The organism is Amycolatopsis dendrobii, from assembly GCF_014145675.1.
Classification (GTDB): domain Bacteria; phylum Actinomycetota; class Actinomycetes; order Mycobacteriales; family Pseudonocardiaceae; genus Amycolatopsis; species Amycolatopsis dendrobii.
The window spans coordinates 321,266-334,495 of the sequence record NZ_JACGZW010000001.1 but is presented as its reverse complement, the minus strand read 5'-3'; the positions used below and the strand labels follow the sequence as shown (position 1 = coordinate 334,495).

Annotated in this window: 13 protein-coding genes and 1 tRNA gene; 5 read left to right on the top strand and 9 right to left on the bottom strand. The window is 67.3% G+C overall.

From position 1 onward, the window contains the following. Positions 1 to 25 precede the first annotated feature (25 nt). The 3 genes from H4281_RS01395 to H4281_RS01385 all read left to right on the top strand — a co-directional run bounded on the left by H4281_RS01395 (position 26) and on the right by H4281_RS01385 (position 1,983). Positions 26 to 916: a PaaX family transcriptional regulator gene (locus tag H4281_RS01395; protein ID WP_182889018.1), complete on the top strand. Its 891-nt coding sequence runs from the start codon at positions 26 to 28 to the stop codon at positions 914 to 916. After that, entirely contained in the window at positions 913 to 1,683 is a 771-nt protein-coding gene (locus tag H4281_RS01390) for an enoyl-CoA hydratase/isomerase family protein (protein ID WP_182889017.1), read from the top strand. Before H4281_RS01395 ends, H4281_RS01390 begins: the two co-directional genes overlap by 4 nt. 226 nt (positions 1,684 to 1,909) lie before the next feature. After that, positions 1,910 to 1,983, top strand: a tRNA-Pro gene (locus H4281_RS01385). Positions 1,984 to 2,451: 468 nt separating this feature from the next. Here the strand turns inward: H4281_RS01385 and H4281_RS01380 are convergent. From H4281_RS01380 to H4281_RS01370, 3 genes are all read right to left on the bottom strand, one after another. Beyond that, a complete protein-coding gene (locus H4281_RS01380) occupies positions 2,452 to 2,979 on the bottom strand; it encodes a hypothetical protein (protein ID WP_182889016.1) in 528 nt (175 codons plus the stop codon). Positions 2,980 to 3,201: 222 nt separating this feature from the next. Beyond that, entirely contained in the window at positions 3,202 to 3,669 is a 468-nt protein-coding gene (locus H4281_RS01375; RefSeq protein WP_182889015.1) for a hypothetical protein, read from the bottom strand. A gap of 77 nt (positions 3,670 to 3,746) precedes the next feature. After that, entirely contained in the window at positions 3,747 to 4,094 is a 348-nt protein-coding gene (locus H4281_RS01370; RefSeq protein WP_182889014.1) for a hypothetical protein, read from the bottom strand. Positions 4,095 to 4,331: 237 nt separating this feature from the next. Here H4281_RS01370 and H4281_RS01365 point away from each other — a divergent pair, with 237 nt between their 5' ends. Then, a complete protein-coding gene (locus H4281_RS01365) occupies positions 4,332 to 4,754 on the top strand; it encodes a hypothetical protein (protein WP_182889013.1) in 423 nt (140 codons plus the stop codon). A 664-nt stretch (positions 4,755 to 5,418) separates the two neighbouring features. On the opposite strand, the gene H4281_RS01360 is transcribed toward H4281_RS01365, so the two are convergent. From H4281_RS01360 to H4281_RS01345, 4 genes are all read right to left on the bottom strand, one after another. Further along, positions 5,419 to 7,089 (bottom strand): DUF6461 domain-containing protein, encoded by a 1,671-nt coding sequence (locus H4281_RS01360; protein ID WP_182889012.1) that lies wholly within the window; start codon positions 7,087 to 7,089, stop codon positions 5,419 to 5,421. A 179-nt stretch (positions 7,090 to 7,268) separates the two neighbouring features. Further along, the gene (locus tag H4281_RS01355) at positions 7,269 to 7,835 is read right to left on the bottom strand and encodes a vitamin K epoxide reductase family protein (RefSeq protein WP_182889011.1); all 567 of its coding nucleotides are present in this window, start codon (positions 7,833 to 7,835) and stop codon (positions 7,269 to 7,271) included. Further along, positions 7,832 to 8,578, bottom strand: a complete 747-nt coding sequence (locus H4281_RS01350) for a DsbA family protein (protein ID WP_182889010.1) — start codon at positions 8,576 to 8,578, stop codon at positions 7,832 to 7,834. Before H4281_RS01350 ends, H4281_RS01355 begins: the two co-directional genes overlap by 4 nt. A 111-nt stretch (positions 8,579 to 8,689) precedes the next feature. After that, positions 8,690 to 10,963, bottom strand: coding sequence for a heavy metal translocating P-type ATPase (locus H4281_RS01345; protein WP_182889009.1), 2,274 nt, complete (start codon positions 10,961 to 10,963; stop codon positions 8,690 to 8,692). 135 nt (positions 10,964 to 11,098) lie between these two features. Here H4281_RS01345 and H4281_RS01340 point away from each other — a divergent pair, with 135 nt between their 5' ends. Further along, entirely contained in the window at positions 11,099 to 12,070 is a 972-nt protein-coding gene (locus H4281_RS01340; protein ID WP_182889008.1) for a cytochrome c oxidase assembly protein, read from the top strand. On the opposite strand, the gene H4281_RS01335 is transcribed toward H4281_RS01340, so the two are convergent. Continuing rightward, entirely contained in the window at positions 12,067 to 12,447 is a 381-nt protein-coding gene (locus H4281_RS01335) for a cytochrome c oxidase assembly protein (protein WP_182889007.1), read from the bottom strand. The genes H4281_RS01340 and H4281_RS01335 overlap by 4 nt on opposite strands. Before the next feature lie 123 nt (positions 12,448 to 12,570). Beyond that, positions 12,571 to 13,230, bottom strand: coding sequence for a nitroreductase family protein (locus tag H4281_RS01330; protein WP_182889006.1), 660 nt, complete (start codon positions 13,228 to 13,230; stop codon positions 12,571 to 12,573).

Here is a 13,230-nt window from a genome sequence, read left to right as displayed (position 1 = left end):
AGAGCAGTGAGGTCGGTGAAAAGCGATGGCGGAACCCGCCCCGGTCCCGTTCGGACGGGGGAAGCAGCGGGCTCCCCGGCCGACCGTCAGCAGACGGCGCGAGGTGAGCCACGCGAGCGCGCGGTCGCTGCTGATGACCGTGCTGGGCGAGTACGTGCTGCCCCGCGACCGTCCGGTGTGGACGTCGATGCTGGTCGAATCCCTCGGCATGCTCGACATCGAGGAGAAGTCCGCGCGGCAGGCGCTCGCCCGGTCCGCGGGCGAGGGCTGGCTGGTGTCGGAGCGCATCGGCCGCCGCGTCCGGTGGTCGCTGACCCCGCCGGGGCGCCGGCTGCTCACCGAAGGCGCCGAACGCATATACGCCTTCGGCCGCGACGCGCGCGCCTGGGAGAACCGCTGGCTGATGCTGATCGTCTCGGTGCCGGAGGCGAAACGCGACCTGCGGCACCGCCTCCGCACGCGGCTCACCTGGGCCGGCTTCGGTTCGCCGGTAGCGGGCGTCTGGGTGAGCCCCGATCCCAGCCGCGAGCCCGAGGCGCAGAAGATCGTCGCCGAACTGGGCCTCGAAGCGCAGGCGATGTCCTTCACCGCGGAGTACGGCGCGATCGGCGACCAGGAAAGCATGGTCGCGCGGTCGTGGGACCTGTCCGAGCTGACCGACCGGTACGAGGACTTCATCGACCGCTTCACCGGCGTCTCGCCGTCCGGCGCGCAAGCGGTGCTGCGCGCGCAGACCGAACTCGTGCACGAGTGGCGGCGTTTCCCGTTCCTCGACCCGCAACTGCCCGCGGAACTGCTGCCCGCGAGCTGGAGCGGAGCCAAGGCAGCCGAACTGTTCCACCGCAAACACGTGGAATGGCGGCCGGCCGCACAGGCGTACTGGGACCAACTCACCGCGAACGAGGACCAAGCATGACAAAACTGGAACGCGACGGCGGGCTCGCCGTGCTCACCATCGACGAGCCGCCGCTCAACCTGTACACGAAGCCGCTCCAGGACGCGCTTCTCGACGCGATCGGCTCACTGGAGGAAACCCCCGCCCGAGCCCTCCTGATCCGCGCCGAAGGCCGCGTCGTGAGCGGCGGTGTCGATGTGGCTCTCTTCGACGCGCAGTCCTCCGCCGAAGAAGCCAAGGTTCTCTTCGACGAGTTGCTGACCGTGCCCGACCGCCTCGCCGCACTGCCGTTCCCGACGGTGTTCGCCGCCCACGGCCTGTGCCTGACGTGGGCTTTCGAGGTAGCGATGGCCTGCGATCTGCTGCTGGCTTCCTCCCGCGCGAAGTTCGGCTTGGTCGAAAAGGTCGTCGGACTGACCCCCACAATGGGCGGCACCCAACGCCTCGCCGCCCGGGCCGGGGTCGCCCGCGCGAAGGAGTTCGTCTTCACCGGCTCTCCCTTTGACGCGGCCACACTGGAGCGGTGGAACGTCGTCAACCGGGTGCTGCCGGACGAGGGTTTCGACGCCGCTGCCCGGGAATTCACCCGCCAGCTCGCCGAGGGACCTACCCAGGCGCATGCCGCTACGAAGCGGATCCTGGAGCACTTCGAACACGGCGGGGTCCCGGAGGCGAACGCGCACGTGACGGCCATCGCGGCAGACCTGTACGACACCGAGGACTTGCGGAGTGCGGTGAAGTCGTTCCTGGCCGAGGGTCCCGGGAAGGCCCGGTTCACCGGCCGCTGACGGGGTTTGCTGTCCAGCCCCGGTCCCTCGCGTGGGACCGGGGCTGTTTTGCATGCGGGCGTCGGTTGATCACGGCGGTGCTGTCCCCGCCGCGGCACTGTTGACCTTGATCTGTTGGTTTGCGCAGGTCAGAAGGTAAAGGAGACCTCGTTGCAGGGGCCGTTTGAGGACCCGCTAGAGTAGTCGCATCGCACTTCACGAGGGGTTCCTCGGGGAGTGAGGAGTCCGGGCTGTGGCGCAGTTTGGTAGCGCACTTGACTGGGGGTCAAGGGGTCGCAGGTTCAAATCCTGTCAGCCCGACCGGACGAGAGAGCGGCTTGACTTGGGTGAAAGCCCAGGTCGGGCGGCTTTTTTGTCTTAAGCATGGACAAGCCTTCAGTCGGATCGTCTAGCACGCTTGGGGACCACATGGGGGCCACGTCCGGACGTGGGATGAGCGGACGCAGGAGGCTCTGTCGGCGGCGGTCATCCAACTGCTTGACCTAGGTGGGATCGACGCCTTCAAGCGCGCAGCTGGTCGCCGAGATCGAGTCGTCCGCCATGGACGCCTGCACCGACCTACACGGCATCGCCGGATTCGACCCGACGCCCTGGTGCGCGAAGGACTCAGGCCGACTGCGACCATGATCGCAACCGTCGAACAGGCCGACGGTCTAATGGCGCGGGACACCCCGGACTGCAGCTCGCCCACCGCTGGCCTGTATCGGTTCACACGAAACTGTTCACGCTCACCGCCACGCGCATGCGACCGCCAGGCGACCCGCCAACCTACAGTGCAGGACAGGCGATTTCTCCACACGGGAATACTGGACGGCTGGAAATTTTTTGCCATGCGCCCTCGGGGGTATTCTCAAGCAACTCAAACAAGCCCACGAACCCGCCTATCGAAACGACGCGTCCACATCCAAGCGAACCCACGGTGTCCGGGTTCGGTCCCTCGACGTTGGAGCACTGGTCCGCGATCGCCACCACGCCGGAGCACTGAGTTCCGGAGAAGGATCCGCCGAGGCATACTTGCCGGCCTTGGATTGCATTCGCGACCCCGCCGACGGGCTCTCCGTGAAGAGTGCCGGAGGTGGTGGACCACACGTCTTTCTGATAGTTTCCGGCGTCAAGCAGTTGCGAGTCGGAACCGCCCTCGGTGAAGGCATTCACGAAGACGGTTCCCATTCCGCCGGTGTAGTACAACTTGTTCGCGTCTACGTCGTAGTAACCCTGCTGCCACGAGTGGTTGAGGCTTTGGCAATGGCCAGCCGACGCCATGGCCTGGGCACCCGTGTCCCAGACGCCGGCCACAGTGCATTCCTCGATGAACTGCTGCCCGCCCGGGTCCACCTCCCGCCAAATCCGGTCGCCTCCGATATAGGGCTCGGAATCCAAAAGCGGCGGCCCGGCCGTTGCCGCGACGGCGGCGCTGTCCCCGGAAACGGTCTTCCCGGGTTTCGGTTTCCCTGCCGCGAGAATCGTCTGCGGCTTGCTCGGAACGCGAGTGAGCTTGATGGCCGAGGAGTCGCGTGCCTACTGGACCAGTTCGACCTTGTCGCCGAATGCTTTAGCCGCAGCGTCCCTGGTCTCGGCCGTGATCTTCGTGACGCCGATCTGGACCTTGTCTGCAGCCGAGTCGATGCCCCATGTTGCAAGGGTGTCGCGGGTGACCGTAGCCCACGGCTCGGCCGAGCGGACAAAGGCCATGACCCGGGCAAGGTCGGACCGGCTGTAGCGCACCGGTTCGATCTTGACCGCGGCAGCAGGCTGCGCAGGCGATGCGGCGTCCTGAAATTTCACGGATCGAACACGGCTGTAGAGCGCGGAGATTTTTGACAACGCCTCACGTGTCACTGTCACGTGAAGAGTGTTGGTGTCGCGCGTGCAGTAAACGCCTGCGTAATCGTCCGGATTGTGGACGATTGAGTCCTGGATCCCTTGGGCAGTATAGGAGACGGTTGCATTATCACTGGCGTTTGCGGTCGAATACGATGCCGTCAACCCGGCGATCGTTAGGACAGCACTGAGGACAGGGATGAATCTTCGCCGTTTCATTATTCCCCTCGTGCAGCAGTTCCCTACTTTTCAGGAGAGCCAGATACGCCGCGTCCGCCGATCGGCGATTCGAGATCAACCATGAACTGTCCGATCAGCGAATGGGCAGCGTGATCCATGGTCGATCCATACAATTTCCCGTAGATGATCACGGATACCGATGCGGCGGTCTCGGCCACGCGGGCGCCGACGACCTTTTCGACTTTCTGTTCTCCCAGGTTCACCAGGAAGACCAGTGTCCGGCCGTCGCTGGAACGTGCTGCCAATCGCCACGTCAGCGGTACGAGGTCCGTAGTTTCCTGAAGGCAATCCAGGCGCGGCGCATCGCGAAGCGCTGCCGCAGGGAGCGAACGAACAGCGCTCGGATCCACAGTCCCCCCCTCGGGCTGTCGACACACGCGACGACTTTGGCCTCCGTTCCTCGAACGCTAACCGAGCACATCAGGGAAAGCATGATCCGTTCGAGTGAAGCCGCTGATGGACAAGATTACTGGGAAGAGCGGCTTTATTTCGCCGCAAGTTCCGGAATCGGTCAAATTCGCCGCTAAGATCTCATGACATCAATACGGGCATACAAGGCAAAAGGGTATTGTGGAATAAGGAGGCTCATGGCCAAGGTGATTGTCGCGTTCCACCGCGACGACACGCAGGTCGGCAAGACCGTCGACGTCGGCGACGCCGAAGCAGCGATCATGGTCAATGAGGGCCGCGCCCGCTACGCGGACCAGCCGGGCGACGAACCGGCCAAGACATCAGTCGCGTCGCGTAAGATCACGGCCAAGACCGCCGACCGGGTGATCGATGCCGAGGCGCTGGTCGTGTCGTGGCTGGCCGGGCGTCTCGGCGGAATCCGCGTGGTGGCCGAGTTGCCCGCGAAGTTCGAGCAGGCGCTCCCGCTCGTGCAGGTGACGTGCCTGCTCAGTCCGAAGACCGGATGGATCACGTGCACCGGTTGCCGCACGGACCAGAGTTTCTCCACCAGCAGGCTGACGGTGGTCTCGATCGCGACCGGGACCGCGCGGCGGCTGTGACGGTGGCTGGTACTCAGCCCGTGCAGAAGCTGCAGCAGCTCTTCCACTCCCTCGGGCGTCTCCGGTATCCGCGCGCGCCGCACTAACGTGCCGCTCGCATCGACCACCGCGACGTCATTGAGATTCTCGGACCCGTCGATGCCAGCCAATAGCGAGTCACGCGTCCCGTGCTCGGAAAGTGTCGACGGGACCAGGCCGCAGTGCCGCGCCGTAACTACACGGTCCCCTGCCGGACAGCGAGAACCGTCCGCCGTCGGCTTGATCAACCGGCTCGCCCGACGCCCTCGGCCGCGCAACACCCTCCTCGGTCCTGAGTAGACTGTCAGAAATCGTTGTACGTACAACGTTTCCAAGTCCCCGATGTGAAGCGCGCGGCGGCGCATCCAACCGCGACAACAACGCTGAACACCCGAAGCGGAACTGCCGCCCGACTGCTCGGTACGCGGTCAGGACGTGGTGCCGGCCCGAGATCGCAGGCTTTCGGCGAAGACGCGTGCTGCCTCCAGATCGGCGGCGTCGAGTCGGCCTTTCCTGATGCCGCCGATCGGCTTGAAGGAAAGGTAGGTGTCCCATGCGCGACACGAGAAGGAATCGACCACCCCGAACCCTTTCCGCTCGAGAAGCCGCGGGCAGACTCGGTGGCGTCGGTGACGGGGTTCGGCGGTTATCCCCGCAGGACGTAGGCCTCGTCGGCCGCGTAGATCGCGGCCAGGTTGTCCGCGGTGATGCCGCGACCGGCGAAGCGGGCGATCACTGTCAGGCCCTTCGCGTTGCGGTGCCGGAAGTCGTCGAAGTCCAGGTCTTCACAGTGCGGCGCGCCGGGGTCATGACCCGGATGGCCCGCGTACGACAACTGTCCGCGCTCGGCCAGGGCGAGTTGGAAGTTGGCGTTGACGTTCCAGTACAGGCTCGCGGCCTTTCCGTTGCGCGACAGCGCGGTCAGTCTGTCACGGTCGGCGCCTTGGAAGCCGTTGTCCTCGACGGCCAGCACCACGTCGTCCACCTCAAGCACGGCCAGCAGCGGCACGTACCCGTGCCCTGGGAGACTGAACCGTTGCCACGCGGGCCGCTCGGCGATCGACGTGATCGACACCGGGGCCGCTGGGTCGCCGCCGAGGGTACTGATCACTTCCTCCGGAGTGAGGCCGCGCACAACGGTGATCGTGGCGGCTTCGCCGAGTGAGCTTTTCTCGATCCAGCGGTGCTCGGCGTCGGGTGCGATCACCAGAGGTGGTTCAGGTTCCCCACGCAGCCGATGACCGAGCCGGTCCGTCTTCTTGTGCACTACCTCGGGTGTGGCCGGCGCCTGCCACATGACCAGATGACAGGAGTCTTCGGCATCGTCGCGGCCGGTCACCTGCACGCGGATCCGGTAGTCGCCCGGCCACGGCGGCGTTTCCCAGCAGCGGCGGCCGTATCCGGATTCGATCCCGGACAAGACGGCACCGCCCTCCGACGCGGTCCAACTGATCTCGACGACCTCGTCCCAGCCGACGAGATCGAGTTCCTCGGGCGGACCGGTCAGCACGTGCATCGATATCGGCACGTGGCCTTCGGCCACGCCCGTCCGGATCACCACTCCGTCTTCCACTGCGGCGACCAGGCCGTTGCCGGAGAAATCGGCATTCGCGGGAACCGAACCTTCGGTGATCCAGAACCGGTGGTCCGTTACCGCCGCCGACGTCGAGGAAGACTGCGGCAGCAGGTATTCAGCGCGCCGCTTCGCCAGCACCGCCGCCGCGTAGCCAAGCGGCTTGGGCACCGTCGGCAACACGATCGCCGTAGCACCCAGCGCCACACCGACGATCGCGGGCGCCTCACCGGCCACAGCAGTGCCCAACGAGCGCAGCACCGCGGTCGACACGATCACGGCCAGAGCGAAATGCGCGGCACCGTGCTGCGCAGCGATCTCCGCTTCATCACCGGTCGCATCCGGCACAGCCGCCTTGTCCCGCAACGCTTCGAACAGCTCTACCACGCGATCAGCCGCGCCGGGGTGCACCTGTTCGACGATGGCCACTGCCTGCTTCGTGGCGCACTGCTCATCGCCCATCCACCCGGTGACGTACCGCGTGACGGTCGATTGAGCCAGTCCGGACACAAGATCGGGCGGGATGTCCACGGCCAACTGATCGACAGTCAGTTCCAGCGCACCCAGCAGCCGTTCAGCAAGAACGTCGCCGATCTCGTCCAGTGCCGCTTGGACCCTCGTGCCGTGCCGCGAATACCCCTTCGGCTCCCACCGGCCAAGGCGACCAGCGGGCTCTTTGGGCACGAGCGCGACAATGTCCGGCAGCGCAGCCGACACGACCGGCTCGAAATTCTCGATCCCCATCGCACTATGATGCCAGCGCGTCGAGCCCCGTTACCTCTTTCGCGGTTGCGGTGCGTGCCCTCCGGCCAGCCGCTGTGGGCAGTCGGCACCGCTGCCTGCGGTTGTCCGTCCGGGTGCGCATGCGGCTGCCAGCACAGCGGATCAAGCGAATGCCGTTGCCATGCCGCATGAACTGTCGGTCAGAGCAGCGTCGACCAGTACGACCAGAACTCGACCAGGATCAGCACCGCGATCACGACGTACCAGAGCGCGAGCACTCCACTGTGGACCCGGCGCAATGCGCTGCCAAGCCGGGTTCCAGTCAGGGTGTGCAGCGTGGTGTACCAGAAGATCGCGATCGTCACGACCCACACGACCATGCAGTACGGGCACAACGCGTGGATGCGGTAGAGGCTCTGCCCGATCAGCCAGTGCACGAAGACAACGCCGAGCAGCGCGCCCGCCTGTATGCCCGTCCACACCCATCGCGGCGGTTCGTAGCCGGTCAGCAACGCGACCCCGAACGTGACCACCACCGGGAACGCGGCGACGCCGAGCAGCGGATTGGGGAACCCGAACACCGCCGCCTGCGCGCTGTCCATCACCGAACCGCACGACAGCACCGGGTTGATTGAACAGCTCGGCACGTAAGACGGGTCGGCCAGCCGGGCGAGCTTCTCCAATGTGAGCGTGATCGAGGCAGCCAGACCCAGCGCACCGCCAGCGAGGTAAAGCCACGCCAGCGCACGCGAGGCGGTGCGGTTCACTGCGCGAGCGCCTTGTCGAGCTGACCGCGCAATTGCTGGGCGACCGCGGCGAAGGTGTTGCCGGAGGGCTCGAGTTTCGTCCCGTTCACGAAAATCGTCGGGGTGCCGGTCACGCCGGCTTTGCCGCCGTCCGCTTTTCCTTGGTCGATGCGTTTCTGCACCTCCGGTGACGCGGCGTCGGCGTGGAACTTGGCCAGGTCGAGGCCCAGTTCCTTGGCGTAGGCGTCGAACCTGGCCTGCGCCCGCGCGGTGTCCTCGCTGACGTTCTTCCCGTCCGCGGCGAGTGCCCAGGTCGGGTAGTCGCCGTAGAGCTTGTCGTACATCTCGCGGTACTTGCCTTGCATCGCCGCGGCCTCGGCAGCTTTGGCCGCGGGCACCGCAAGCGGGTGCATCGGCAACGGGAAGTTCCGGGTGACGAACGTGATTTTCCCGGCGTAGTCGTGTTCGATGCTCTTGGTGACGTTCTGGTAGTACTCCTCGCACACTGGGCACTGGTAGTCGATGAACTCGACGACGGTGACCGCGCCGCCGGACGCGGTCGTCAGAGTGTTGCTGCCGGGCGGATTCAGGATTTCGGCGGCGACCGTGCCCTGAGGGGGAGCCGGGTTGTCCTTGCGATTGAACAGCAGGACCCCGCCGATGACCAGCACCGCTACGACCACGACCGCGATCGTCGTCCAGGCATTGGCCGACAAACCCTTCCGCTTGGTCACCGGATTGCGGTTCGCCTTTTTCGCCGCCATAGCCGCGTCGTCCTCTCCCGGAGCAGGGCACCAGCGGCGTCGATGATGACATCCCGGTTTTCGCTCACCCAGCCGGGTAATGCCCGGGAACCAGCGGGACTTCCTGTCCGACTAATACTGTGCGGAGTGTGCGCTGTGCTCCACAGTGGACACTTCCGCCTGCTCGAATCGGCGCAGGCGCAGGCTGTTGGACACCACGAACAACGACGACAGCGCCATCGCCGCCCCGGCGATCAGCGGGTTGAGCAACCCCGCCGCGGCGAGCGGGAGCGCAGCGACGTTGTAGCCGAACGCCCAGCGCAAATTGCCCCGGATCGTCCGCAGCGTCGCGCGGGCGAGCCGGACCGCCGCCGGGACGACCGAGAGATCCGTGCGCATGAGGATCAGATCGCACGCGCCGACCGCGACGTCCGTTCCCGACACCAGCGCCATTCCGAGATCCGCTCCGGCCAGCGCGGGGCCGTCGTTGATTCCGTCGCCGACCATCGCGACGACGCGGCCTTCCGCGCGCAACCGCGCGATCGCCGAGGCTTTGTCGGCGGGCAGCACTTCCGCGACGACCTCGTCGATTCCGACCTCGGCGGCCACGGCACGCGCGGTGGATTCGTTGTCCCCGGTGAGCATCACCGTGCGCAGGCCGAGCGCACGCAGTTCCGCCACCGCCCCGGCGGCGCTCGGCCGCACGGTGTCGGCGAGCGCGAACACCGCGCACACCCGGCCGTCGATCGCCACCGCTACTGCGGTGTGCCCGTCGGTCTCCCACTGCTGACGGCGGCTGTCCAAACCCGGCGGGACAGTGCCGATCTCAGTACGGACCAGCCGCACGCTGCCTACCAGCACCTCGTGCCGGTCGACCCGGCCGGACACCCCGAGGCCGGACAGCGCACGGAAATCCTCGGCCTCACCCACTGTGCCGAGTTCTTCCCGGGCGAGCTCGACGATCGCCCGGCCAACGCCGTGCTCGCTGGCGTTCTCGACCGCTGCCGCGGCGGCCAGCACCTCCGCGCGGGAGACGCCGTCCGCGGCCTCCAGCGCGGTCACCGACATCGTCCCCGTAGTGAGGGTGCCGGTTTTGTCCAGCACGACCGTGTCGATCGCTTTCGCGGACTCGAGTGCCTGATGTCCCTTGATGAACACCCCCAGCTGCGCGCCGCGGCCCGAGGCGACCAGCAACGCCGTCGGCGTGGCCAGTCCCAGCGCGCACGGGCAGGCGATGATCAGCACGGCCAGCGCGCAGCTCACCGCTTTCTCCAGCGGAGCCCCGCCGAGCAGCCATCCGCCCAACGTCAATGCGGCCAGCGCGAGCACGACCGGCACGAACACCGCCGCGATCCGGTCGGCCAGCCGCTGCACGTCGGCTTTTGCGCTCTGCGCCCGCTCGACCAGCCGCACCAGCTGAGCCAGCTGGGTGTCCGCGCCCACTCGCTCAGTCCGCACGACCAGACGACCGCCCAGCGCGACGGTGCCGCCGACGACAGCGTCCCCGGCGGTGACTTCGACCGGCTGGGACTCCCCCGTCATCGCGCTGGCATCGATCGCGCAGGCACCTGTTTCCACAACGCCGTCGGTGGCCACCGTGTCCCCCGGCCGCACCACGAACCGGTCCCCGACGCGGAGTTCAGCGACCGGAATCCGGCGTTCCGCCCCGTTTTCTTCCAGCGTCACGACATCGCGCGCACCGATCTGCGCCAGCGCCCGCAGCGCGCTGCCCGCGGCGTGTTTCGCGCGCGCCTCGAACATCCGCCCGGCGAGCACGAAAATAGTCACGCCCGCCGCGACGTCGAGGTACATCGAGCCCGCCGGTTGCAGGATCAGCCCCCAGACGCCGTCGGCGTGCGCGTCCGCGCTCTGCCCGAACATCGTGTAGACCGACCAGCCGGAAGCCGCGACCACGCCCAGCGACACCAGGATGTCCATCGATCCCGTGCCGTGCCGCGCGGCCCGCAGTGCCTTCGCGTGGAACGGCCAGGCGCACCAGGTGACGACCGGAACGGTCAGCGCGAGCAGAACCCATTGCCAGCCAGGAAACCGCAGCGACGGCACCAGAGCGAGGGTGACCGAGAGATCCGCGAGCGGGACCCCGGCCAGCAGCGCCACCACCAGCCGCCGCCACAGCGCGCGGACCCGGTCCGGCCCCTCCTCCCGGTCGTCGCGGGCGATTTCCCTTGCCTGGTAGCCCGCGCCTTCGACCTGGGCGATCAGCCGCTGCACCGGGACCGGCGCGGAAAGCGCGACAGTGGCGTGTTCGGTGGCGTAATTCACCGTCGCGGTCACGCCGTCGAGCTTGTTGAGCTTGCGTTCGACCCGGGCCGCGCACGCGGCGCAAGTCATCCCGCCGATCGCGAGTTCCACCGGTTCGGCGGGGGCCGCCAGCACATCGGTCATCTGCGGATCAACTTCTTCTTCCGTGCGTGTGCGGAGAATCCGGGCCGCGCGGGGCAGCGCCGTCGAAGCCAGTATCACCCGGTGCCACAATGAAGTTCCGGCAGCCCCGGCCGACCGGAAGAAAGGCAGGGAAAAGTGCGCTCGCCATTCCTGTGGCACACCCCCTTCACCGCGTGGGAAATGCCGGTCGCCGCTGCCGTCGTGCTCGCGCTGCTCGCGATCGCCTACGCTGCGGGCCTGACGCGGGCCCGAGGCTGGCGAATCCGCGACGCCGCCTCGTTTTACGCCGGTCTGCTCGTCTGCGCGCTCGCCGTCGGCGGCGGGATCGGCGCGTACAGCACCACCCTCTTCACTGTCCACATGGCACAGCACTTGCTGCTGATCATGGTGGTGCCGACGCTGATCCTGCTCGGCCGCCCGCTGGAGCTGCTGCGCAGAACCGGGCCGCGGCGCCTCCGCCGCGCTCTGGGCCGGGCCAACCGGTCGCGTGCCGGGCGCGTCCTCACCCATCCGCTGCTCGGGTTCCTGTACTACGCCGTCGTGGTGGCCGGCACCCACCTGACGCCTTTCCAGCAGAGCGCCGCGACGAATCCGGGCCTGCACGGCGTGGAAATCCTGCTCTACCTCAGCAGCGGCTACCTGTTCCTGCTGCCGATCATCGGCTCCGAACCCGCTGGGCGACGGCTGGCGCCGTTGCTGCGGATGGTGACGCTGCTGGTCGGCATGGTGGTCGACACCGTCGTCGGAGTCACCCTGCTGATGACCGTCCATCCGCCGTTCGCCGCCTACGTCGTCCCGGACCGGGGCTGGGGTCCGGACGCGCTCACCGACCTGCACTGGGGCGGCGCGATGATGTGGGTCGGCGGCGACCTGCTGATGGCCCTGCTCGCCATCGTCGTGATCGCCGCGTGGGTGTCGGGCTCGAACGGCAAGACCGACCTCGGCACCTGGCTGGAATCAGCACGGCGCTCGGCACTGACCGAGCACACCGGCTCGCTCGACGCCACCGTCGATCTCGACGACGACGAAGAAGCACTGCGCGCCTACAACGCCATGCTGACCCGGATGGCGAACACCGAACAGCAGCCGCCGAACCACCCGCGCTAACGCCGGGCAGTCTCCCGGCGCTCTCCCAGGCTGCGCGCGAGCCGGTCATACCCGGCGAAACCCGTTCCCCCGTCACGGTTCCAGCGCACGAGCAACGCCGCCAGCACGACCGCGAGCGCGACCTCGCCGAGCACCAGCGCGATCAGTCCGCCTGCCCGCTGGTCCGCGGCGAGGTCCGGCACCCAGGGCAAGGCCAGCGCCTGGTACATGTTCGCGGACAAGGGCCCGTTGCCCACGACCCGGCCGGTGCTGATCAAAAACGCACCGAACACCACGTCCGCAGGCATCGCGGCCAGCAGCAGCCCGAGCCGGGCGATCCCCGGCAACGCCCGCGGGCCCGGGTCCTCGCCCGCGACCACCCAGAAAGCAGCTGACACTCGCGGTACGAAATCGAGCCGGCCGCACGGCCCGCAACTCACTCCTCTGGTGCCAAGCCCCCGTAAGATTTCGTCTTGTCTCGCAGCAGCCCATCACCTCTGCCGGCCCGGCCATCGACCAGATCAGATGCCAGACATCCTCCGATCACTCCGCGCTTTCGAAGCCGTAGCCGGCGCCGGATCGGGACGCCCTTTCGCCGCGGGTGCCCAGGTTCGGACGACAGCGGAGACATCCGTATCCCGGCGTGGGCCGCGCCGTTCCCGGCTCGTCGGGAGGCTGCCGAGGTAGACGAAGCCGACGATGGTGTCTTTCGGGCCGAGTTGCAGCGCTTCCCTCACTGTAGGGTCAGTGGCCGCGGCACCGGTGGCCCACATCGATCCGTAGCCCATCGACGTGGCTGCCAGGAGCAAGTTCTGGGTCGCCGCGGCAACCGCCGCTTGTTGTTCGTGCAGCGGGATCTTCAGGTCGGTCCGAGGCTGGCAGACGACCACAACGAACGTCGGCGCGCGGCGCAGGCGGGTGCGTTCACGTGCGCAACGTTCCGCATCGACATCGTCGCCGGCGAGCGCGCAGCGTCGAACATAAGCCTGTTCGAGCACTTCGCCGAAGTCGTCGGCATATGCGGGCGGGACCACGACGAAACGCCATGGCTTGCACTTGCCGTGATCGGGTGCGGCGGCCGCCGCACGGAACAGGGACCGCAGTTCGGCACCGGTCGGGCCGGGTTCCGCGAGCCGCGGTGTCGAGCAGCGGGCGTTGATCGCTTCGACCGTGGTCAGCAT